This is a genomic window from Enhygromyxa salina, from assembly GCF_000737335.2.
Classification (GTDB): domain Bacteria; phylum Myxococcota_A; class Polyangia; order Nannocystales; family Nannocystaceae; genus Plesiocystis; species Plesiocystis salina_C.
Genome location: NZ_JMCC02000061.1, coordinates 48,796 through 70,472 on the forward strand (window position 1 = coordinate 48,796; position 21,677 = coordinate 70,472).

The window sequence follows — 21,677 nt, forward strand, 5'->3', positions numbered from 1 at the left end:
GCTCAGTGCTGGATCGAGGGGGTCGGCGGTGGCGCGCCACCGTAGTCGGCCCCGCCTTCGTCACCGTCGCCGTCGCCGGTCGTGTCACCGTCGCCGTCACCATCACCATCACCATCGCCATCACCGTCGCCATCGCCGTCGCCGTCGCCGTCACCATCGCCCGGGCCGCCGTAGTCGGCGCCGCTCTCTTCGGCGGTGGTCTCGGCGGTGTCGGTGGTGTCGGTGGTGTCGGTCCCGCCGCTCTCGGTCTCGGCGCCGGTGGTCATGCCGGTGCTGGTCATGCCCGTTGTCTGTGTGGTGCCGTCACCACCGCTGTCGCCGCAGCCCAGCATGCTCAGACCGACGACCAAGACCATGGTGCCGAGTCGGGTTGGACTTGGCGCGGCGACGGTCTGGATCGACGCGCCGCAAAATGGGCACGCGGACTCGTGGACTTGAACGTGGCGGTGGCAGCCGTGGCAAACGAGCATTCCCCAGCATACCGAAGTTGCGGCGCGTCTACCGGATTTTTTGGCGCGGGTCGCAACTGCCCGCGCAGGGCTCATCGCGAGGGCTTGGGGGGCCGGCTTGGACTACGAGCGCCCAGGATCGGCGACGCGGCCCATGAACAGCGCCGCGCCGCTGGTTTGATCGTGGATGAAGAACAAGAACGGGCGATCGAAGGTCATGACCATAGGGGGCGGCGCCGTGCCCCGACCGTAGCCCGTGGCAACCGCGGTCGCGGCCGCGGCCTCGGTGCCCATCTCGTCGACCTTGACGAAGGTCTTGTGGAACACCTGCGAGATGAAGATGCGCTCCTGCGGATCTGTAGGGGCGGCGATATCAGTGAAGTCTGCGCTCGCGCGATCGAAGGCCGCGACGGCGCCCAGCGCTCGCAGTGGCTTCGCGAGCTCGAGCGAGTCGGCCGGGGACAGCTCGAAGCGCGGCAGGGACAGCTGGACTTGCCGCTCTGCGCCGGTTTCACCGCTGAGCCACCGCTGAACCGTGGCGAGCTCCAAGCCTGCTTCGACCTCGGCCAGCTGCTTGCCCTCGCGCGGCAGCACCAGCGTCATCGCAAACCCCGGCGCCGAATACCGCAACGTGACGACTTGAACCTCCTCGCTCTCTTCGTAGGTGTAGTAGTGCGTCGCGTGCATCATCTTCACCTTGGTGTTCGCGCCAACGGCATGAAAGCTCGCGCTTGTCGTCTGCTTGGCTTCGAAGGGCTGGCGCCAGTCGGCGAGGAAGTAGATGGCGTTGGTCAGGACCAGGCGGGTCTGGGCGTCGACGCCCCCGGGTGGGATCAGATCGACGATCCGCGCTTGGGTCTGGTCTTTGACCCAGGCGTTGATGTGGGCCCGGGTTGGCTCGACCGCCCCGACAAAGTCAACGAGCTCGAGGGGCGCGCGCAGCTTGGACGCGAGCGCGCTCATGTACGCCGCCTCGAAGCTGAAGGTCTGCTCACCAAACAGGCGATTGGCCGCGAGCAGGGTCAAGGCTGGCACGCCCGTCCAGCTGTCCAACAACGCGCCGGTCGAGGCCGCTACGTCGGCGGTCGCGGGGAGCTCGTCGAGGTGCAGCGCGCTCCCGAGCTGGTCGCGGGTCGCCCCTTTGGCGCCGAGCCAGGTCATGGTCAACGCCACGTGCACGCTGGCCGGGGAGATCGTCAGGTTGCCCGGGCGCTCGCGCAGCTGGCCCCACAGATCCAGGCCAAACCCATTGATCGCGGCCCCGAGGGGATCGGGGATCACGACCGCCTCGGCCGAGGGATCGGCGACAGAAACGGGCGCGGGCTCGGGCTTCGGGGCCGCGGCCTTGGTGGCCGGGTCGACGCTGGTGGTGCTCACGGGTGGAGGCTCGTTCGCCGTCGAGCACCCGCTCAGTCCGATCACGAGCAGGCTCGCGGGCAGGACACGGGCCGCGAGGGCTGAGAAAGACACGAGCGCGCGGAGGCGGGGCATGCCCCAGGATTGCCTACCAAGCGCGCGCTGTCACCCCGCACAGGCTCAGGTCGCTGGCGCTACTTCTCGAACGGAACCCGCCCGTCGGGCAGCTCATCGGCCCGGATCGGCCTGCCTGAGCCCATCTCCTCGACCAGCCTGGACACCCGGGGCTCGGTGATCTCGATTGGCCCTTCGGCCTCGCGGCGGGCGGGATCCTTGTGCTCGCGGATGATCCGAAACAGGCCGTTGTCAAACGGTACGCCCTGGGCCGCGGCGACTGGCTCGATCCGCTCGCGCATGTCCATGCGATCCATCTCGATCGCGCGGTGATGACAAAACGGGTTGTTGCCCGGTCGCCCAAGCAGCGGCTCGTTGGCGGCGGTGCAGCCCGACATGCACGTGGTCGCGTAATAGCACTCACGGCAATAGCCCCACAGATCATCGATTGTGCGGCGCCGGATATAGGTCATCTCGGGCGCGCCCTGCCAGATCGGATCAAAGCCGTGCTCGCGCCACGAGCCCGCGACGTTGGCCGGCCCACCCAGACTCGGGCAGTTCTTGAGCATGCCGTTGCTCTCGATCCCGATCGTTGACTTGCCGGCCGAGCAGCCCCGGTAGTGCAGCTTTTGGTAGCGGCGCAGCTTGGCCTCGAACGGCCCGAAGTAGCCAAGGTTGTTGGCCGGCCAGATCCGCACCTTCAGCTCGTGGGCCCGATCCGCGATCCGGTCGAGCTGCTCGAACAGCTCGAGGAAGCGGTAGGGCTGCAAGATGATGTCGGCGTTGTCGGCCGCGTTGCCGTGGGCGACCGTGATCTGTAGCTGCCACGAGTGCGCGCCGGCCTTGGCGATCAGCTCGAGCAGCGGCTCGTGGTCGCCAAAGTTGACTTGATTGATCTGCGAGTTGACCGAGACCTTCGCGCCCGCCGCTCGGAGGTTGGCCAGGGCTTCGAACGCGCGCTTCCAGCTGCCCTCGCGGTTGCGCAGGCGATCGTGCGCGGGCTCGAGCCCGTCGATCGAGACCGACACGCTCTGGATCCCGGCCTCGACCATGGCCTCTGCGCGGGTCTTGGTCACGCCGAGACCCCCGGTCGTCATGGTGCAGGTCATGCCGCGCTCGCGGATCCGCCGGATGACGAGCAAGAAGTCGTTGCGCAGGTACGCCTCGCCGCCGATCAGGACGACCTCACCGACGCCAGCCTCGGCCAGATCATCGACGAGCCGCAGGGCCTCGTCGGTGCTCAGCTCATCCGCCCGCGGCTCGCCGGCCCGCGGCCCGCAGTGGAGGCAGCGGTGGTCGCACGCGAGCGTGAACTCCCACACCGCCAACGCCGGCCGCGGCGCGTCCTCGTTGGTCATGAACTTGCGCCCGCGGCCCTTGGGCAGCGGCGAGGTCACGACAGGCAGGCGCTTGCGAGCATCCTTGAGGCGCATGCGAAGAGCATACGCCAGAATGGATGCGTTCTGGCGCGACCAAGCGCAGCCCGAAGCCGACCGAGAGATACAGCAGACCCGCGAGCGCAGTGCGAAGGCGGCCGGCGAGAATGGAGCGCCGTCCGGTGGCCGTGGGAGCCCAGACAAGAGCCCCGCTAGGGGGCCAATGATGCCCCCGCGGACCGCCAACCCATTGGGAGCGAGCGAAGCGAGTGACCGCGCAGTGCGAAGGCGGCCGGCGAGCACATCGCGAGAATGGAGCGCCGTCCGGTGGCCGTGGGAGCCCAGACAAGAGCCCCCTGCTAGGGGGCCAATGATGCCCCCGCGGACAGCCACCCCATTGGGAGCGAGCGAAGCGAGTGACCGCGCAGTGCGAAGGCGGCCGGGGGGGTCATAACTAATGCAGGACGACTTTGAGGAGGATGAAGGAGCCGACCAGCAAGATCGTGAACGCGATCGTCACCAGGTTGAAGTAGCGATCGATCAGGTCGCGGGCCTGATCACCAAACCGGCGGATCACGGCGGCGACCAGGAAGAAGCGCGCGCCACGGCCCACGATGCTGGTCGCAATGAAGGCTGGCAGGTTGATCTTCGCGACGCCAGCGGCCACCGTGAACACCTTGTAGGGGATCGGCGTGAACCCAGCTGCGAACACGACAGGGACCCCGTACTGATTGTAGAGCCCCGTGACCTGCTCGAACTTCGCCGCCGAGAACACCCGGGGGATCAGCATGGGCTCGACGGTCGCCCACAGGCCCCAGCCGATGTAGTAGCCCAGGATCCCACCGATCACCGAGCCGGCCGTACACCACGCCGCGAAGCGGAACGCCCGAGTGGGTGCCGACAGCGCCAGCGCGATCAGCAGCACGTCCGGCGGGATCGGGAAGAAGCTCGACTCCGCGACCGCCAGCAGAAACAACGCGGCCACGCCGTAGGGCGAGTCGGCCCAGCTGAGCACCCAGTCGTAGAGCCTGCGCACCACGTTGGGTTTGGCGGCTGGCTCGGGCTTGGGCTCAGGCGAAGTGGTGTCAGCCTGCTCGGAGTCGCTCACAGCGGCGGAATCTAGCGGTTTTCGGTGACACCGACCAGAGTGCCAACCACGCGGGCGCACGCGACCCAAACCGGGCGGCGCGCACCACCGTCATTTTTCGCAATCGCGACCTGCCCGCGATACTCTAACGACTGACCACGGACGCGACCCTTGGACAAGGCTCATCCAGTGCAGGACTACCTCAAGATGTTCTTGATCGCGCTCGTCACCTCGGTGGCGGTGCTGTTCTCGCTGGGGCCGTTCATGATGAAGATGCAGGCTGTAGAAGGGCCGCGGCCACAGGCCGAAGGCCCCACGCAGCCGGCCGCCGTGGACCCGCAGCCGCAGCAGCCGGCCGCACCCGCGCAGCTGACCGCGCCCAACCTGCAAGGTCTCGACCTGCGCGAGGCCCGGGATCGCTGGCGCGAGGGCGGCATCGTGATCATCGAGGACAGCCAGCGAATCGACGCGACCGTCGAAGCGGGCACGATCTTGTCGCAGAGCCCCGCTGGTGGGGCCCCGCTGCAGACCAAGGAGATCCGGGTCGTGGTCGCGGCCGCGCCAGAGCTGGTCACCGTGCCCAGCGTGATCGGCAAGTCGGCGACGACGGCGACCGAGGCGCTGGTCAAGGCCGGCTTCGAGGTCCCCGCGCCAGAGACCGAGGCCTCGAGCGAAGCGGCTGGCGTGGTGCTTCGACAAGAGCCCAACGCCGGCAGCAAGAGCGAGAAGGGCTCGCTGGTCCACCTGGTCGTGGCGGGAGACGGCGGCGCTGAGGGGAGCCCCGCCAGCGAGGGGCTGATCGAGGTGCCCAAGCTGCGCAACCAAGCGATCGGGAGCGCCCGCAAGAAGCTGGAGTCGGCGGGGCTCAGCGTTGGCTCGGTGCGCGAGCGCGAAGACCCCGAGCTCGGTGGCGGGCGCGTGCTCTCGCAGAGTCCAGACGCCGGTTCGAAGGTCGCACCGGGTACGGCCGTCGACCTCGTCATCGTCGCGCCGAATTGAATTTTACCCCCACAGAGAGTTTGGCCCTTCGCCGACTGCAGCCGCTGACGCGTCTGGTCGCTTCGCTCCTCGGGGGTGTTTGTTCGCATCCGCATGTGTGGCCCCCTTGTATGATGCAGGTGGCTTCGGCGGACGTGCACGGGTGCTTGGTCGACGCTCCTCGGTGTTTGTTTGCATCCGCATGTGGGCCCCTGGGAGGGGGCTCGGGTGGCTTTGGCAGACGTGCGCGGGTGCTTGGCCGACGCTCCCCGGGGTGTTTGTTTGCATCCGCATGTGGCCCCCTGGGAGCCCTGAAAGGGGGCTCAGGTGGCTTCGGCGGACGTGCACGGGTGCTTCGCCGACTGTGGCCGCTTCGCGGCTGGTCGCATCGCTCCTCGGGTGGCTCCGGCGTGGGTCTTTGGTGATCGTTGAGCGGGAGATCGTTGGCGATGGGCGGGGCAGACCGCCCTCGTTCGGCCGCCTGTGTGTGGGGGTCGGGAGCCGGCTGAACGTTGTTTGGCGGTCGCCGTGCGGATCCGGGCACTGCGCGAGGCCGGTGCGGCGACACCGGCGTGATCGGATCATGCGCTGTGGGTACTCTCGGATCGGGCCCCTCGATCGCCATGCGCCGTCTATCTTCGACTCATCTCGTGTTGGGCTTGGCGATCTTGCCTGCCTGCTCCTCCGACCTCAGCGGCGGCGATGCCCCTGAGTCCTTCAGCTCGGAGGGGACGGACAGCGGGCCCGACACGGGGGACGGCGACGGCGATCCCCCCACCGGTGACGGCGACGGGGACGACGGCGCGGATGCTGGCGACGGCGACGGGGACGGCGACGGCGACGGCGACGGCGCGTGTGGGCTCGACTGCGGTGAAGGTTACTGCATCGAGCTTGGCAACGAGCAGTATTGCGAGTGTCCCGAGGGCACCGACTGGGGTCCCCACTATTGCGATCCATGCTCGGTCACCGACGCGGCGGGCAGCCACGACCTCGAGCTCGAGGTGTTGAAATTCGATGGGCGGTTCTTGCTCAACGGGGCGCCGCCGCCCAAGTCCGAGTACGACGATGCCAACTTGTGGTTGGAGAATTCCGCGACGGCCGACCGCGTCTGGCTTGGCAACACCCATGACGGGCAGTTCGCCGTGCGCGTCACGCCAGGCATCTACGACGTCATCTATGAGGTCGAGACCCCAGGCGCTCTGATGCCGCACAACCTCCGGGTTCGGCTCGAGCGGCTGGCGCTGTTCGAGGCCGGCAGCGCCGACATCGACATTCGGGTGGCGTCGCGCACCGGAGACATCCTGCTCGATGGCGTCGCCCCACCGGTCAGCGAGTACGACGACGCCAACCTCCTGTTTCGAGATCCGGCGACCGGCGCCGAGGTCAAAGCAGGCAACACCCACGACGGCGCATACGCGATCCGTCTGGTCCCGGGCGAGTACGACATCATCTATCGGGTCGAGACCCCAGGGCCTGTCACGCCGCGCAACGATGGAGCGGTGCTGGCAACCGTGGTCGTGTCCAACGACGCCGACTTCCCGATTCTGATCTCGAGCGTGAGCCGCGAGGGCGCGTTCACGATCAACGGCGCGCCCGCGCCTGCCAGCGAGTACGACGACGCCAACATCGAGCTCGTGTCGGACGTGGCCGGGACCGTGGCGCTGGGCAACACCCACGACGGCAGCTACGCCCTGCGGGTGATCCCGGCCGAATACGCGGTGGTCTACGCGCACGAGACCGGCCCGAATGTGCCGCAAAACCAACGCGCCCAGTTCGACACGATCACCGTGTCCGAGGACGCCGCGGCGGCGGCGATCGACATCCCCATGGTCACGCTCGGGGGCATGTTGACGATCAACGGGGCGCCGCCGCCAGCCAGCGAGTTCGATGACGGCATCTTGCACCTGCGCGACAGCGAGACGGGCGACGCCGTATTGCTGGGTAACTCCCACGACGGCAGCTACCAGGTCAACCTGATCCCCGGCAGCTACGACGTCTACTACTCGCAAGAGACCGCGGGCGGCACCGTTCCCAACAACAAGAACGCCCGGGTGTTCACGGGCGCACAGGTCAGCGAGTCCGGCAGCTTGGACCTCGACGTGCAGGCGGTGACGATCTCGGGCGCGTTCACGTTCGCGGGCGGCCAGCCGCCTGCGTCGTCCTATGAAGACGGGCGCATCTACCTGCGTAACACCGCAACCGATGACGCCGTGCTGCTTGGAAGCACCCACGACGGCAGCTACGCGGCGATCGTCGTGCCCGGCGACTACGAAGTGTTCTACGTGCAAGAGAGCGGCGGCGACGTGCCGGGCAATCAAAACGCGATGCTCGAGAGCGTGGCGATCGGTGTGGGCATGACCCTGGATCTCGATGTCCCGGTCGTCAGCCTCAGCGGACAAGTGCTGCTCTCCAACGGCCAAGCGCCAGACAGCCCCGCCGACGGTGGGCAAGTGTACCTGCGCAACCTCGCGGGTGACTCGGTGTTGCTCGGCGACTCGTTCTCGGTCTACGCGACCAACTTGGTCGCCGGGACCTACGGGGTCTACTACCGATCCGAGGCCAGCGTGACCATGCCGCAGAACGAGAACGGCCGGTTCGCTTGTGTCACGATCGAGTGAGCATGGGATCCACCGCCCGGCTCTTGTCGGCGATGAACATCATCGGCCGACCATCCCACTTGGGCGTTGTCGCGCTGGCGTCGATGTGTAGGTCCGCAGGAATCGCTAGCCCCAAATCAAGCGCTGAATTGGAAAAGGTGAGTGATTTGGGGCTAGTACGAGCCGACAGGCGAGCGTTTGGGGTGAGCGAAGGGGGCTCCGCCGCCGAAGCGAGGGGCTTTCGAAAGCCCCCTTGAAGACATAGTAGGCCCGAGTCGAGCGCGCAGCGCTTGATTCGGGGCTAGGGGGAGGTCGATTGTGACCGCCAGCGGCGGCTTGGCGATTCGCCGCCTGCCGCCGCTGGCGTGGTGCTCGACTCAGCCTTGCGCAGCCTGAGCCCGCGCGGACGCTGGCTTGGCCTCTAGCGCCAACCCGTCGCCGCTCGGATCCAGCGTGACCACGACCGTGTCTCCGCGGCCGTACCCGCCGGCCAGGATCCCGCGTGACAAGGGCTCGAGGATCCGCCGCTGCAACAAGCGCTTGAGCGGCCGCGCGCCAAACTCGGGCTCATAGCCGCGGTCCGCCAACCATTGCTTGGCGTCGTCGCTGAGCTCGAGCTCGAGCTCGCGCTCGCGCAGCCGCTTGGCGACCCGGCGCAGCTGAATCTCCAAGATCCCCAGCATGTGTTCGCGGCCGAGCGGATGAAACTGGATGATGTCGTCGAGCCGGTTGAGGAACTCGGGGCGGAACCGTTGGCGCAACAATTTGGCCCGGGCCCGCTCGAGCTCGGCCTCGGGCAGATCCTCCGCGAGCAGCTCCGAGCCAATGTTCGAGGTCATCAAGATCAGCGTATTGCGAAAGTCGACCGTGCGGCCTTGGCTGTCGGTCAGGCGGCCATCGTCGAGCACCTGCAGCAACAGGTTGAAGACCTCGGGGTGGGCCTTCTCGATCTCGTCGAGCAGGACCACGCTGTAGGGCTTGCGGCGCACGGCCTCGGTCAGCTGCCCGCCCTCGTCGTAGCCGACGTAGCCGGGCGGGGCGCCGATCAAGCGCGAGACGGAGAACTTCTCCATGTACTCGCTCATGTCGATCCGCACCACGTTGCGCTCGTCGTCGAACAAGAACTCGGCGCAGGCCTTGGCCAGCTCGGTCTTGCCGACGCCCGTGGGGCCCAAGAACAAGAACGATCCAATTGGACGGTCGGGATCGCCGAGCCCCGCTCGCGCTTGGCGAACCGCAGACGCGATCGCGGTGATCGCCTGCCGCTGGCCGATCACGCGCTGCTGCAGGTTGTCTTCCATGGCCAAGAGCTTGGCTTGCTCGCCCTGCAGCATCTTGGCGACCGGGATCCCGGTCCACTTGCTGACGATCTCGGCGACGTCCTCGTCGGTCACGACCTCGCGCAGGAACGAGCCGTTCGCTTGGGCTTGGTGCAGCTGCTCGCGGGCGGCGACGCGCTGGGCCTCGAGCTCGCGCAGGGTCCCGTAGGTCAGCTGCGAGGCCCGCTCGAGATCGCCAGATTGCTGCGCTCGCGCGGCGTCGGCCTTGACCCGCTCGATCTGCTCGCTCAGTTGCTTGATCTCGGCGAAGCGGTCGCGCTCGGTCTGCCAGCGCCCGCGCAGCGCCGCGGCCTCTTCGCGCAAGCTCGCTAGCTCGGCCTCTACGACCCGCAGTCGCTCGGCCCGGCGCTCTTGCTTTTGTTGATCTTCGTCGCTCTGGCTGCCAAGCATCGCGCCCAATTTTTCTCGCAGGCCGCCCCCTTTGCCCTCGCGCTCGAGCGCTTGACGCTCCATCTCGAGCCGGGTGATCCGGCGCTCGAGCTCGTCGATCGGCAGCGGCACGCTCTCGACCTCCATCTTGAGCCGGGCCGACGCCTCGTCGATGAGATCGATCGCCTTGTCGGGCAAGAACCGGTTTTGGATGTAGCGGTGGCTGAGGTTGGCGGCGGCGATCAGCGCGGCGTCCTCGATCTGGATGCCGTGGTGAGCCTCGAAGCGATCGCGCAGACCCCTGAGGATCGAGACCGTATCCTCGACCGAGGGCTCGTCGATCATCACGGGCTGAAACCGGCGCTCGAGCGCTTTGTCCTTCTCGATGTACTTGCGGTACTCGTCGAGGGTCGTCGCGCCAATGCAGCGCAGCTCGCCGCGGGCGAGGGCCGGCTTGAGCATGTTGGCGGCGTCTTGGGTGCCCTCGCTGCCGCCGGCTCCAACCAGCGTGTGCAGCTCGTCGATGAACAGCAGGATCTGGCCGCCAGCTTGCTCGATCTCGGTCAGCACGGCCTTGAGCCGCTCCTCGAATTCACCGCGATACTTGGCGCCCGCGACCAGCGACGCGAGGTCGAGCTGGACCAGGCGGCGATCGACGAGCGACTCGGGCACGTCGCCGGCCGCGATCCGCAGCGCGATACCCTCCGCGATCGCGGTCTTGCCGACCCCAGGATCGCCGATCAACACCGGGTTGTTCTTGGTCCGGCGTGACAACACCTGGATCGCGCGCCTGATCTCTGCGTCGCGACCGATCACGGGATCCAGCTTTTGCGCGCGGGCCAGACCCGAGAGATCACGCGTATATTTTGCGAGGGCTTCATAAGTGCCCTCGGGATCTTCGGTTGTGACGCTCTGGCTCCCGCGCATCTCTTGCAGGGCCGAGAGCACCAGCTCGCGCGAGGCGCCGAGCTCACGCAGGACCCGGGTGGCCTTGATCTGAGCCTTGTCGGCCCGGTCCGACAGCATCGCGAGGACGAGGTGCTCGCTGCTGATGAACTTGTCCTTGAGTGCCTCGGCCTCGTCGGCGGCGATGTCGAGCGCCGCATGCAGCTCGCGCGAGACGCTGAGATCACCGCCGCTGACCTTCGAGCGCTTCGCGAAGGCATCGGATACGGCCCGCTCGATCGCGGAACCGTGGACACCCGCGCGCTCGAGCAAGGGCCGCACGAGCCCGCCGTCTTGCGAGATCGCGGCGAGCAACAGGTGCAGGCTGTCGACCTGTGCGTGGTGGAGGTCGCGGGCCATTGCCTGCGCGTGGGCGATTGCGTGACGGGTCTTGACCGTCGCCTTCTCGGGATTGAATGCCGCCATCTTGATGTGTCTTTCTGCGCCCATCCGGGCGCGGGGGGGGGCTCTTGCGCTGTCGCGTGCCCGCTTGCGACCCGAAGGTGTGCATCTGATCTGGCAGTGCAACCCCGGCGTGACCTGGCGCGCGAGCTTGCCTCGCCGGGCGAACGCGGCCATCCTCGGGCGCAATGTTCTCGCTCCTCGCGACCGTGCTGTTCTCGGGAACGACGATCGCTGCGGCGCCGCCAACCGAGACGGCGCCGGGCGGGTACCGAACGCTGAGTGAGCAGCGCGAGCGCGAGGGTCCGCCGCGCGACGGCGAAGACGAACTGACGATCGGCTCGGTGTTGTTCTCGCTCGGGTTGCTGCGCGCGGGCGCTGGCGTGCTGACCGCGGTGATGGCCGATCGCCCTGGGATGTGTCCGGACCCAGAGCAAGGTTGCGGATCGCTGCGCGCCTACGGGTGGGCCGGCCTTGGCGAGGGGGTGCTGCTCACCGGCACCGGGATCGTCTACCTCGCGATCGGTGCGTCGCGGCGGGGCCAGTATCAACGCTGGGAGCGAGGCGAGCCGCTGGCCAAGCGGCTGCAGCTGAGCCCATGGGTCACGACTTCGCGCGGGTGGGTGGGCTCGGCTGGGCTCGGGCCGGTCCGGCTCACCGGCGGGGGCGCGTCCGTTCAGCTGCGCTTTTGAAGCGTGAGCTCGGCGGCCGGTTCAAACTCCGTCGCGGCTGCGAGCTCGGCTTCGGCGGTGTCTTGATCCGCGTGCAGCAGCAGCCCAAGCACCCCGGCATGGGTCTGGCCATAGCAGTCGGGCTCGCGGTTGGCTGCGCACCACAGGGCCATCAGCGCCAACGGCAGGTTGGGCGCGGGCCGCAGCAGCAGCTGCCTGGCTTCGTCGAAGTTCGCGCTGGCCACCGGATCGATGACCCTGCGCTGGTATTTGGCCGTCAAGCTGGCGACGGCCGCCCCCTCGTCGAAGCTCAGCTGGACGAGCGTCAACACCGATTGCAGGTGAGCGCTAGCGCGCTCGACAGTCTCTTGGATTAGCATCAACTCGGGCATCGACCTCATCAGTGTTGGCTCCTATGAGTTCGTTGTCGTATCAGGCTGAATGATCGGAAATTGGCAGCTGAGAATACTCACTGACCCAGAATGGGCCGGTTGTGTACACTCAGCGCAAGGTCTACGGGTCAAATGAGGGCTTGTGTAGTGAAAGCTTTGCTGTGATTGGTCAAAAGGACAGCTCCTCCGCCCGGGGCAGACCCGCTCACAAATGTCGCCTGTAGGCTGCCAGGACGTTCCCAAGCGGAAAATGGACTGCAGGTAGACGTCGGCACATTGATGCATGGACTGCAGATGAGTTGGCCGCCATTGCGAGTCGGACCGAAGGACGCAACATTTGCTCACTGTCCCCGCCAGGTCTTGGCGAGCCTGGTTCGGTAGCGAGAGCCAGCCGCTGGACGCGCCGTCGGGCCGCCGTTGGGCCAAAGGTCGCTTGCGGTGGGTTCGGCCAGCTGGAATCGTGCCGGCCGATGTCGGGCACGATCGACCACCCCAGCTTCCGCGTGATCGATGACTTCCTCGAGGAGGACGCGTGGACCGAGGTCTGGAGCCACTTTCAGTTCATGGAGCTGCTGCCGGTCACGCGCAGTCGGGGCGCGTGGAAGCTCGACGATGGCGTGCCGCTGGGTGGCCATGAGCTGTGCACCGACGGCCGCGATCCCGACGCTCGCCACGATCCGGCCCGGCCCCAGCGCTATCCAGGCCAGACCCCGCTCGATCGGGTCGTCCACGCGCTGCTGGCCCGCCCCGAGCTGCACGAGGGGCTGATCGCCGACACCTGGGACCGACTCAGCGCCCGGGCCTACGTGTACCCCCACGGCACGGGGCTGTCGTGGCACGTCGATGATCACCAACTCTATGCCGGGGCGTTCATCTACTACGCGCACCCGCACTGGAACGCGCACTGGGGTGGCGAGCTGCTGATCGGCGAGCTCGAGGCCGACACGGATGCCAGCGATGACGAGGCGGAGCCGCTCCCGATCATGGGCTATCGGTTCGAGACCGAGGACTACTCCGCGCGGCTGCTCGACATGGGCTGCGGCAGCTTCGTGATGCCAAAGCCCAACCGCTTGGTGCTGCTGGCTGGCGCTCCCCACATGATCGCGGCGGTCAGCCCCGCTGCGGGGCACAACGTGCGGGCCAGCGTGTCGGGGTTCTTCCTCACCCCCGAATGAGGCACGATGGGTCCAGCTCATGGCTCGCCCCGCCCCCGTTCCGCTGTCCAAGCTCCACCCGGTGCGCTTCCCCGATCGCTGCCCCGTGTGCGGCAAGGTCTCGCCTGGGCACACCCTCGCGCTCGACCAACTGTTTGGGATCTACCGGCCGGTGTCCGACGATGTGTTCGGCCGCTGGCAGTCGCAGCTGCCGGTCTGCAAGGAGCACGAGCGGCGGCTTCGGCTGGCGCGGCGGAGCGACCTGCTGTCGGTCGTCGGCTTCGCGCTCGCAGGCTTCGCGGGGTTGCTCTACCTGGTCCGATTCGAGATGTTTGCAGCTGGCTGGTGGTCGTGGGCGGCCGTGCTGGCGACCGGGCTGCTGCCGATCGGTCTGATCCGGCTCGCGCTGCGGCCGATCTTCGACATTGCGCCAGATGACGATCTCGTGGAGTTCGAGCTGCGCAACACTGCCTACGCCAAAGACTTCATTGCGCTCAACCGCTAGCAGCCTCGCACGCGCCTAGAACAGTGCGTATGCTAGCTGTTCATGCAGTCGCTCGCTCTCGTGCTAACCGGTGCGTGGTTCGCCGTGGGTCCGATCCCCGGACCCGGCCAAGTTGATCATGACCCGCTCGATCCGCTGATCTACGGCGGCGACCCGGTCGTGCCAGGGGCGTGGCCAGCGGTGGTCTCGGTCCAGACCAACAAGCTGTGTACAGGCACCCTGGTCGCGCCCAACCTGGTGCTGACGGCCGCGCACTGTTTTGACCCGGCGCCCCTGGGCGAGATCCGCGTCAGCTTTGGCGACGACCGGCTCAGCGGCGTGCAGATCATGTCGAGCGAGTGGGGCAGTCACCCGGACTTTTGCTTGCCGTCCGAGTGCGGCGAGGATCTGCACGACTTCGCGTGGGTCCGCCTGCCGGGCGACATGCCGCTCGAGCCGATCTTGCCGATCACCAACCAGGCGGAGTTCGACGAGCTGATGCAGGTCGGTCACGAGGCGGTGTTCGTTGGCTTTGGCGAGGACGAGGCGGGGGTCGTCGGGATTAAGCGCGAAGTGACCGCTTCGGTGACCGGGTTCAACGAGTCGGGCCGCGAATTTCGGGCCGGCGGCGACGGCAACGACACCTGCCTGGGCGACTCGGGCGGGCCGGCGCTGATCCAGCTCGCAACCGGAGATTGGCGGCTCGCGGGCGTGATCTCGCGCGGCGGCGAGTGTGGACTGGGCGGCATCTACGGGGTGCCGCTGCCAGAGCTGTGCTGGCTGCGTGACGACAGCGGCGTGGACCTGCTGCCCAGCGGCTGTGATCAGTGTGACTGTGTCGCGCTCGCCGGCGAGCGGGCCGACGACGGCTGCGGCTGCGAGATCAGCGGCGCCGGCTCAGTCAACGACCCCCGCGAGCTCTCGTGGTGGCTGCTGGTCCAGCTCGGGCTATTGGCGGGCCTCGGTGTTAGGGTCTGGTGGCGACGATGAACACGGGAAACTACGAAGTCGACAACCTCGAGGGTGCGGTCCCGATCAAGCGCTGGACCAAGGGGGTCCCGATCGAGGACGCGGCGCTGCGGCAGCTGGCCAACGTGGCGCGCTTGCCCTTCATCCACAAGTGGGTCGCGGCGATGCCCGACGCGCACTGGGGCATGGGCGCCACGGTCGGCTCGGTGATCCCCACCAAGGGCGCAATTGTGCCAGCGGCGGTCGGCGTGGATCTTGGCTGCGGCATGATGGCGGTCGAGACCTCGCTGCGGGCGGAGGACCTACCCGACACGCTTGGGCCGGTGCGCGCGGCGATCGAGCGGGCCGTGCCCCACGGCCGCAGCAACAACCGGCGCAGTCGCGACAGCGGCGCGTGGGGAGACATCCCCAAGCAGGTTGGTGGGCGCTGGTCCAGCGAGCTGTCATCGCGCTTCGACGTGATCGTGGACAAGCACCCCAAGATCGCCGACGCCAACCACGTCGTGCACCTTGGCACGCTCGGGACCGGCAACCACTTCATCGAGCTGTGCCTCGACGAGCGCGAGCAGGTCTGGGTGATGTTGCACTCGGGCTCGCGCGGGGTCGGCAACCGGATCGGCTCGTACTTCATCCGCCTGGCCCGCGAAGAGATGCGGCGGTGGTTCATCAACCTGCCCGACGAGAACCTCGCGTACTTCCCAGAGGGCACCGAGCACTTCAACGACTACGTGCAGGCGGTTGGCTGGGCCCAGGACTTCGCGCGGATCAACCGCGAGCTCATGATGGCCGCGGTGCTGGCTGCGCTCGAGCAAGCCCCGGGTCTGCGCCCGTTCACGACCCCCAGCGTGGCCGTGAACTGTCATCACAACTATGTCGCGCGTGAGCGGCACTATGGCGCCGAGGTGTGGGTCACCCGCAAAGGGGCGGTGCGCGCTGGCGACGGCGAGTACGGGATCATCCCCGGCAGCATGGGCGCAAAGTCGTTCATCGTGCGCGGCAAGGGCCACCCCGAGAGCTTTTGTTCGTGCAGCCATGGCGCCGGCCGGGCGATGTCCCGAACCGAGGCCCGCAAGCGCTTCACCGTTCAGGATCACGCCGAGGCCACCAAGCACGTCGAGTGTCGCAAGGACGAGGGCGTGATCGACGAGACCCCCGCGGCCTACAAGCCGATCGAGGCGGTGATGGCCGCGCAGGCCGACCTCGTCGAGATCGTGCACACGCTTCGCCAAGTTGTGTGCGTCAAAGGCTGACACAGACCCCCGCACTTCTCCGCGCGCGTTGGACGGGGGGTGTGGTAAGGGTCCCGCGATGGCATCCACTCGGACCCGGGACAAACAGCTCGTCGTCGTTCGCAAGCTCCGCAAGCGGGATCTCGAGCAGGTTCGAGACCTGCAGCGGGAGTGCTTCCCCGGCATCGCCCCCTGGTCGAAGGCCCAATTCAACCGGCTGATCGAGATGTTCCCCGAGGGGCAGCTGTGCGTCGATCTCGACGGAAAGATCGTCGCGACGTCCAGCTCGCTGCTCGTCAACGGCGCCGCCTATACCCAAAACCACGCCTTCAAGGATCTCGAGATCACCGGCTCGGCCAGCGCCTTCGACCCCGAGGGTGACACCCTGTACGGCATCGACATCGCCGTGCGGCCGCGCAGCCGCGGGCAGCGGTTCGCCCGGCGCCTGTATGAAGCGCGCAAGGAGCTGGCCCGAACCCTCAACCTGCGGCGCATGTTGATCGGCGGCCGGGTGCCAAACTTCCACAAGCACCAAGGCGAGCTCTCGATCCACGACTATGTGGCGCACGTCGTTCGCAAGCAGATCCGCGACACGACCCTCAACGCCCAGCTCGCCAACGGCTTTGCGATCCGTCGGGTGCTGCCAAACTACCTGCCCTCGGATGCCGAGAGCTGCGGCTTCGCGGTGCTGATGGAGTGGCTCAACCCCCACTACACGCCGCCGCAGGCGCTCGCGCCCGACTCGGTCCGGGTCGCAACCGCGAACTACCAGATGCGATCCGTCGCGAGCTTCGAGGAGTTTGCGACCCAGTGCGAGTTCTTCATCGACACGGCGGCCGACTATCACTGCGACTTCGTGCTGTTCCCCGAGCTGCTGACCAACCAGCTGCTGGGGCTGCTACCGCCCGAGCGCCCGGCGCTGCAGGCTCGCAACCTCGATCGCTTCACCGAGCAGTACATCGACTATTTTCAGCGCAGCGCGATCAAGTACAACGTCAACGTGATCGCCGGGAGCCACCTCACCGTCGAGAAGGGGCGCTTGTTCAATATCGCGTATTTGTTCCACCGCGACGGTCGGGTCGAGAAGCAATACAAGCTCCACATTACCCCGGCCGAGCAGCGCTGGTGGGGCGTCGAGCATGGCAACGACGTCCAGGTGTTCGACACCGACATGGGCAAGGTCGCGATCTTGATCTGCTACGACGTGGAGTTCCCCGAGCTGGCCCGGGTCGCCGCCGGGCGTGGGGCGCGGATCATGTTCATCCCCTACAACACGGACATTCGCGCAGCCCACATTCGGGTCCGCTCGTGCGCCGCGGCCCGGTGCATCGAGAATCACGTGTACTGCGTGCTCTCGGGCCCGATCGGCAACCTGCCGCAGGTCGAGGGCGCCGACATTCACTACGCCCAAGCGGCGATCCTGACGCCCTCGGACATCCAGTTTCCACGCGATGGGATCGCGGCCCAGGCCAACGAGAACGTCGAGGCCCTGATCATCCACGACCTGGACATGGCCGTGCTCCGGCGAACCCGCAAGCTCGGCAGCGTGCGGCCGTGGGTTGACCGGCGGACGGACCTTTACAAGGTCATGATCAAAGACGGCGACAAGCCAACCGAATACTGAGTTCAGGTCGTCAGCGGCGGGCGACGTGACAGGTCGCGGATCGTGTCATCGCGTTGGCGGGCGGTGGCGTCGGTGGTTGATCGGCGGCCGCGGTGTCGCCGGGCGGAGGCTCGACGACATCCACGCTGGGGCCGTCTTGGGCGGGGGCGGGGTTGGGGGCGCGCGCAGGGGTTGGGGGCGTGTCGGCGGCGAGCAGCTGGGCCAGCAGCACGATCACGGCGGTCAACAAGATCAACGCCGCCGCGCCGCCGATGATCGCTAGCCACATCGAATAGGTCACGGCGGCCCAACCGTGGTCGATGATCGGGCTGGCTTGGGACCTGAGGAGCGGGGTCGAGACCGAGTCCTCGCCGGTCTCGGAGAGCTCGTGCTTGGCGACCCGCTCGGGGTGCGCACAGCTGCTGTGCGCGGGCAGGACCTCGGTGGCCACGATCCGCTCGCAAGGCTCGTGGTGCTCGCCCGTGTGGGTTGCGTGGGCCTCGGGCGCTGCGAGGGGCGCGATCGGGCCTGCCGGTGGATCTCGCTCCGTGACCTCGCGGTGGGGATCATGCTCGGGGATGCCGTCGAGCTGGGGGCGCTTGGCGATCTTGGAGTCCGCCGCGTCCTGACCGATCTGCACGCTCAAGCCGTGGAGGTGGGCTTCGTCGACCCCGCTGAGCAGCTGCGTGACGCCCGAGCGCCGCCGGCCGATCAGCCGCGCGTAGTAGTTGGTCTTGAGCCGCTCGCCAGCGGCGAGGTAGCGGGGGCAATGCTCGATCAACACCGCCCGCGCCTCGCTGGCGCGCGGTCGATCTCGGTGATCGGTGGCGACCATTCGCCTGCGCAGATCGTCGAGCCACTTGGGGACGTCGGTGCGTGTCAGCTCGGGCGGCGGCCCTTCGAGCACGCGCGAACGAAATTGGTCGGGGGTGCAGCCGTCGAGGAAGCGGTTGCCATCGAGCATCTCGTGGAGCACGACGCCGAGCCCGTAGATGTCGGTCTCGCGCTTGGGATCGCCCACGAGCTGCTCGGGCGACATGTAGCGCGGGGTCCCGATCGCCCGGGTCATGGGGCCGGCGGTGGCCGCAAACCGTGCGATCCCAAAGTCGGTCAGCTTCACCTCGCCGCTGGACGAGATCATGATGTTCCCGGGCGTGACGTCCGAGTGGATGATGCCCGCGTCCGCGCCCCCGACCGTGCGCTCGTGCGCGTAGTCGAGGGCGGCCAACACCTCGCCAATGATGAATGTCGTGATCTCGATGTCGAGCGGGAGCAGCTCCTCTTTTTCAGCCTCCTTGAGGAAGCTGCGCAGGTCGATGCCGTCAACCCGCTCCATCACCAAGAACGGGCGCCCACCCTTGTCCGTGCCGATGTCGATGACCTTGACGATCCGGCTGTGATCGAGCTGCGTGGCGATGCGAGCCTCGTCGAAGAACAGCTGGCGCTCGCGGGTGGTCTCGGTGAAGTCGAGGTGCAGCAGCTTGATCGCGCAGGGCACCACGACATGGTTCTCTTTGATGCGCGCCGCCTCCCAGACCTCGCCCATGCCACCGCGGCCAAGCCGTCTGAGCAAGCGGTACTCGTTGTTGAGCATGTGCATGCGAAAAGCACCCAAAGATCAGACTGTACTCCAGACCGGCGGGCGAGGAGCGGGGCAGCGCCAAGACAAGACCGCAGCATTGAGAAAGTGGCATTGTTTGGCTCCGGTTGCAAAGCCAGCGGATAACCGCGAACTGGAGCGTGTGGGTCTGGCACGGCGTGCCTCAGCGCATCGCCCATGAGTTGCAATGGGTTCACTTTGTGCTGTGGGTATGTGGATTTGGATCATCGCATCGATTGCGCGACTCCATTCAGGCGGCGAGTTGCCGGCCAGGAACGCTGTAGCCGGCCCTGGATGACCCCGCCGTGTTCGCGGTCGCGGTGAGGCGGGCGGGTACGGAACGCTCCCACCAAACCGGGCGATCGCGTGCGCGGGCCCGCTCTCGAGAGGGAAGATCCACGGCGGCGGCGAGCAATGATTGCAGGTGAGCCTGCGCGCCCATGCAGTGATTGCAGCCCGATGCGTGGCAGTTGTCGGGCGTTTCGTGGCCAGTGGGCTCGTCCCGGTCGCCCGAGCGCGCGCGGCGGATCCCTGCGAGCGCGGGTGACCGGGGTGTTAGGGTGACGCTCTCGTCAGTCATGATCCCTTCGCTTCAAGCCAATCGGTCGCAGTGGTCGGGTCGCGGATTCGAGATCTGGTTCTTCGTCGTGCTGGTGCCCGGGATCGAGCGCGCGCTGTGGGTTCGCTTCACTCGCTTCGCCAGCGACCGCTCGAGCGACGCGCGGGTCTGGGCGGTGGTGTCGGAGCGCGGGGCGACCACAGCCGCACGCGAGATCCACCCGCTCACGGCGATGTCGACCCACGACGACGCGGGGGAATTTCGTGTGCGGGTCGGCGACGCGGAGTTTGGCCACGGGCGCTCCAAGGGGAGCTGTGCTGGCAGCGGCGCCCCGATCCGCTGGGAGCTTGGCTACGACGCAACCGATCCGCTGGTCGAGCGCGTGCCGAAGCTGCCTGGCTTCGTGCCCTTGGGCACCCACGCGACCCACCCCCACGCCGACGCGGCGGTGACCGGCTGGGTCGAGCTCGACGGGCAGCGGCTCGATCTCGACGGCGGCCTGCTCACGCAGATGCACATCTGGGGGAAGCAGCGGCTCGAGTGGCTGCGCTGGGTCTGGGCGCCGCGCTTCACCGCAGGCGACGCCTCGCTCGAGCTGACCGCGGTCGCGCCCAAGGCTGGCGGCGCCAACCTGTGCTCGCTGTGGGCCAAGCTCGGCGACGAAGTGGTCGACAACACCAGCCTGACCAAGTCAGCGCGGGCGAGCGTGGCGTCGATCCGGGCCGGCGTGCTGCACCACGCCACCACCTACTCGGGCGGGCGGATGCTGGTGCGCGGCTGGGCCCCTCCGGCGACCTACGCCGGCTGGGACTACCGAAAGCTCGAGGGCGGCGATCTGCACGTCGCGCAGACCAACCTCGCGCAGGTGGAGGTCGAGCTGTACGAGCGCGCCGGCTTGGGAGCGCTGCCGAAGCAACGCTTGCGCTCGAGCTGCGCTGCCATCGAATTTCATGGACCCGAGGACTACGAGGAGTTCTCGTACGTCGGCTGGGACGAGCCCAAGGCCGCGATCCGAGCGCGCAGGGCCACGGATGCATCGCTGCAATCAGATCCGCGGGCAGAGTTGCGGGCCGAGCCGCGGGCCGAGCCGCCGGGCGCGGGCGCGTGGATCGACACCCCGGCGCCAACGGGGATCATCGCGCTGGGGCTCACGTACAAGGCCCACGCCAAAGAGACCGCGAGCGGGCCTGATCCGGTCGTGTTCGACAAAGATCCCGCGGTCTGGTCGCCCGGTGCGGGTGAGCTGTTGCGGCCCTCCTCGTCGCGCTTGCGGGCGGTGCTCGAGGCCTTGGATCCAACCTTGTCCAAGGCCATGAGCTCGTTCGGGTTCGTGCCGGCCATGCTCGACTACGAGGTCGAGCTTGGCTTGATCTTGCTCGATGGCCTCGCGGATCCTGGCAAGCTCGACACGCTGGCCAGCGGGGGGCGGGTCGCCCTGGTGGTGGCCAACGACGTGACCGCGCGCAGCGTCCAGATCCTTGGCGAAGGTCAGCCGAATCGTCTGGCCTACTGGCGCGCCGCCAAGTCGCTGCCGGGCTTCGCTCCGACCAGCGCGCGCGCGTGGGTGCCCGCGCAGTTCAACCTCGACGCCTGGCCAGCGCTGCGGCTCGAGACCCTGGTCAACGGCGAGGTCCGACAAGACGCGGGGCTAGAGCTGTTGCTCGAGACACCTCGCCAAATGTTGACGCGCGTGTGCGAGGCCCGCGGGGCGATCCCGCCGGGTACCTTGTTGCTGACTGGAACCCCGTCGGGTGTGGCGTTCACGGTCCCGCGCTGGAAGCGGGTCATGGGTGAGCGCCTGCTGGACCGGTTGGGCAAGCTGCGGGCCGCGATCCGAAGCTTTGCCACCTCAACCATGTTCCTGCGGCCTGGTGATGTCGTCGAGGTCCGCGCGGGCTACCTCGGCTCGATCGAGCGCGTGGTTGGGGTCGAGCCCGATGACTGACGCCCAATGATCGATGCCCGCACCGGGCCCTATCCTGGCGAACGGCGGTACACTCCGG

Annotated in this window: 16 protein-coding genes; 9 read left to right on the forward strand and 7 right to left on the reverse strand. The window is 67.6% G+C overall.

The genetic code is table 11. The features are described 5' to 3' along the window. Positions 1 to 2 precede the first annotated feature (2 nt). The 4 genes from DB30_RS41600 to DB30_RS22675 form a co-directional block, all read right to left on the reverse strand. Positions 3 to 470: a hypothetical protein gene (locus DB30_RS41600; protein WP_052552436.1), complete on the reverse strand. Its 468-nt coding sequence runs from the start codon at positions 468 to 470 to the stop codon at positions 3 to 5. 102 nt (positions 471 to 572) lie between these two features. Continuing rightward, positions 573 to 1,826 (reverse strand): serpin family protein, encoded by a 1,254-nt coding sequence (locus DB30_RS22665; RefSeq protein WP_165703902.1) that lies wholly within the window; start codon positions 1,824 to 1,826, stop codon positions 573 to 575. Between the two features lie 173 nt (positions 1,827 to 1,999). After that, the gene (locus DB30_RS22670; protein ID WP_052552440.1) at positions 2,000 to 3,352 is read right to left on the reverse strand and encodes a radical SAM/SPASM domain-containing protein; all 1,353 of its coding nucleotides are present in this window, start codon (positions 3,350 to 3,352) and stop codon (positions 2,000 to 2,002) included. A 397-nt stretch (positions 3,353 to 3,749) separates the two neighbouring features. Next, positions 3,750 to 4,403, reverse strand: a complete 654-nt coding sequence (locus DB30_RS22675) for a YqaA family protein (protein WP_146660135.1) — start codon at positions 4,401 to 4,403, stop codon at positions 3,750 to 3,752. Between the two features lie 168 nt (positions 4,404 to 4,571). On the opposite strand from DB30_RS22675, the gene DB30_RS22680 reads away from it, so the two are divergent. Both DB30_RS22680 and DB30_RS22685 read left to right on the forward strand, forming a co-directional pair. After that, positions 4,572 to 5,381, forward strand: coding sequence for a PASTA domain-containing protein (locus tag DB30_RS22680; RefSeq protein WP_146660137.1), 810 nt, complete (start codon positions 4,572 to 4,574; stop codon positions 5,379 to 5,381). 602 nt (positions 5,382 to 5,983) lie between these two features. After that, a complete protein-coding gene (locus DB30_RS22685; protein WP_146660139.1) occupies positions 5,984 to 7,978 on the forward strand; it encodes a hypothetical protein in 1,995 nt (664 codons plus the stop codon). 356 nt (positions 7,979 to 8,334) lie between these two features. On the opposite strand, the gene clpB is transcribed toward DB30_RS22685, so the two are convergent. Then, positions 8,335 to 11,037, reverse strand: coding sequence for an ATP-dependent chaperone ClpB (gene clpB / locus DB30_RS22690; protein ID WP_052552445.1), 2,703 nt, complete (start codon positions 11,035 to 11,037; stop codon positions 8,335 to 8,337). A 164-nt stretch (positions 11,038 to 11,201) separates the two neighbouring features. On the opposite strand from clpB, the gene DB30_RS22695 reads away from it, so the two are divergent. Further along, positions 11,202 to 11,705 carry a hypothetical protein gene (locus DB30_RS22695; protein WP_052552447.1) on the forward strand — a complete coding sequence of 168 codons (504 nt, stop codon included), beginning with the start codon at positions 11,202 to 11,204 and terminating at the stop codon, positions 11,703 to 11,705. Here the strand turns inward: DB30_RS22695 and DB30_RS22700 are convergent. Then, complete coding sequence (locus DB30_RS22700; RefSeq protein WP_146660140.1) at positions 11,690 to 12,016, reverse strand: hypothetical protein; 327 nt, start codon at positions 12,014 to 12,016, stop codon at positions 11,690 to 11,692. The two genes, DB30_RS22695 and DB30_RS22700, sit on opposite strands and share 16 nt — an antisense overlap. A gap of 530 nt (positions 12,017 to 12,546) precedes the next feature. On the opposite strand from DB30_RS22700, the gene DB30_RS22705 reads away from it, so the two are divergent. The 5 genes from DB30_RS22705 to DB30_RS22725 are packed head-to-tail and all read left to right on the forward strand — an operon-like array spanning position 12,547 to position 17,536. After that, positions 12,547 to 13,251, forward strand: coding sequence for a 2OG-Fe(II) oxygenase (locus DB30_RS22705; protein ID WP_052552450.1), 705 nt, complete (start codon positions 12,547 to 12,549; stop codon positions 13,249 to 13,251). A gap of 19 nt (positions 13,252 to 13,270) precedes the next feature. Further along, entirely contained in the window at positions 13,271 to 13,735 is a 465-nt protein-coding gene (locus DB30_RS22710) for a hypothetical protein (RefSeq protein WP_052552452.1), read from the forward strand. 42 nt (positions 13,736 to 13,777) lie between these two features. Next, positions 13,778 to 14,704: a S1 family peptidase gene (locus DB30_RS22715; protein WP_052552454.1), complete on the forward strand. Its 927-nt coding sequence runs from the start codon at positions 13,778 to 13,780 to the stop codon at positions 14,702 to 14,704. Continuing rightward, positions 14,701 to 15,933, forward strand: a complete 1,233-nt coding sequence (locus DB30_RS22720) for an RtcB family protein (RefSeq protein WP_052552538.1) — start codon at positions 14,701 to 14,703, stop codon at positions 15,931 to 15,933. Before DB30_RS22715 ends, DB30_RS22720 begins: the two co-directional genes overlap by 4 nt. 58 nt (positions 15,934 to 15,991) lie before the next feature. Then, positions 15,992 to 17,536: a bifunctional GNAT family N-acetyltransferase/carbon-nitrogen hydrolase family protein gene (locus DB30_RS22725; protein ID WP_052552456.1), complete on the forward strand. Its 1,545-nt coding sequence runs from the start codon at positions 15,992 to 15,994 to the stop codon at positions 17,534 to 17,536. Positions 17,537 to 17,546: 10 nt separating this feature from the next. Here DB30_RS22725 and DB30_RS22730 read toward each other — a convergent pair whose 3' ends face one another. Then, positions 17,547 to 19,115 (reverse strand): serine/threonine-protein kinase, encoded by a 1,569-nt coding sequence (locus tag DB30_RS22730; RefSeq protein WP_146660142.1) that lies wholly within the window; start codon positions 19,113 to 19,115, stop codon positions 17,547 to 17,549. A 578-nt stretch (positions 19,116 to 19,693) separates the two neighbouring features. Here DB30_RS22730 and DB30_RS22735 point away from each other — a divergent pair. Then, positions 19,694 to 21,619, forward strand: coding sequence for a fumarylacetoacetate hydrolase family protein (locus DB30_RS22735; protein ID WP_052552461.1), 1,926 nt, complete (start codon positions 19,694 to 19,696; stop codon positions 21,617 to 21,619). The last annotated feature ends 58 nt before the right edge of the window (positions 21,620 to 21,677 follow it).

Coding starts and splice junctions, on each gene's coding strand:
- DB30_RS22710 (WP_052552452.1), top strand. CDS start 13,271: ATGGCTCGCCCCGCCCCCGTTCCGCTGTCCAAGCTCCACCCGGTGCGC.
- DB30_RS22715 (WP_052552454.1), top strand. CDS start 13,778: ATGCAGTCGCTCGCTCTCGTGCTAACCGGTGCGTGGTTCGCCGTGGGT.
- DB30_RS22670 (WP_052552440.1), bottom strand. CDS start 3,352: ATGCGCCTCAAGGATGCTCGCAAGCGCCTGCCTGTCGTGACCTCGCCG.
- DB30_RS22720 (WP_052552538.1), top strand. CDS start 14,701: ATGAACACGGGAAACTACGAAGTCGACAACCTCGAGGGTGCGGTCCCG.
- DB30_RS22730 (WP_146660142.1), bottom strand. CDS start 19,115: ATGCACATGCTCAACAACGAGTACCGCTTGCTCAGACGGCTTGGCCGC.
- clpB (WP_052552445.1), bottom strand. CDS start 11,037: ATGGCGGCATTCAATCCCGAGAAGGCGACGGTCAAGACCCGTCACGCA.
- DB30_RS22695 (WP_052552447.1), top strand. CDS start 11,202: ATGTTCTCGCTCCTCGCGACCGTGCTGTTCTCGGGAACGACGATCGCT.
- DB30_RS22735 (WP_052552461.1), top strand. CDS start 19,694: ATGATCCCTTCGCTTCAAGCCAATCGGTCGCAGTGGTCGGGTCGCGGA.
- DB30_RS22705 (WP_052552450.1), top strand. CDS start 12,547: ATGTCGGGCACGATCGACCACCCCAGCTTCCGCGTGATCGATGACTTC.
- DB30_RS22725 (WP_052552456.1), top strand. CDS start 15,992: ATGGCATCCACTCGGACCCGGGACAAACAGCTCGTCGTCGTTCGCAAG.
- DB30_RS22685 (WP_146660139.1), top strand. CDS start 5,984: ATGCGCCGTCTATCTTCGACTCATCTCGTGTTGGGCTTGGCGATCTTG.
- DB30_RS41600 (WP_052552436.1), bottom strand. CDS start 470: ATGCTCGTTTGCCACGGCTGCCACCGCCACGTTCAAGTCCACGAGTCC.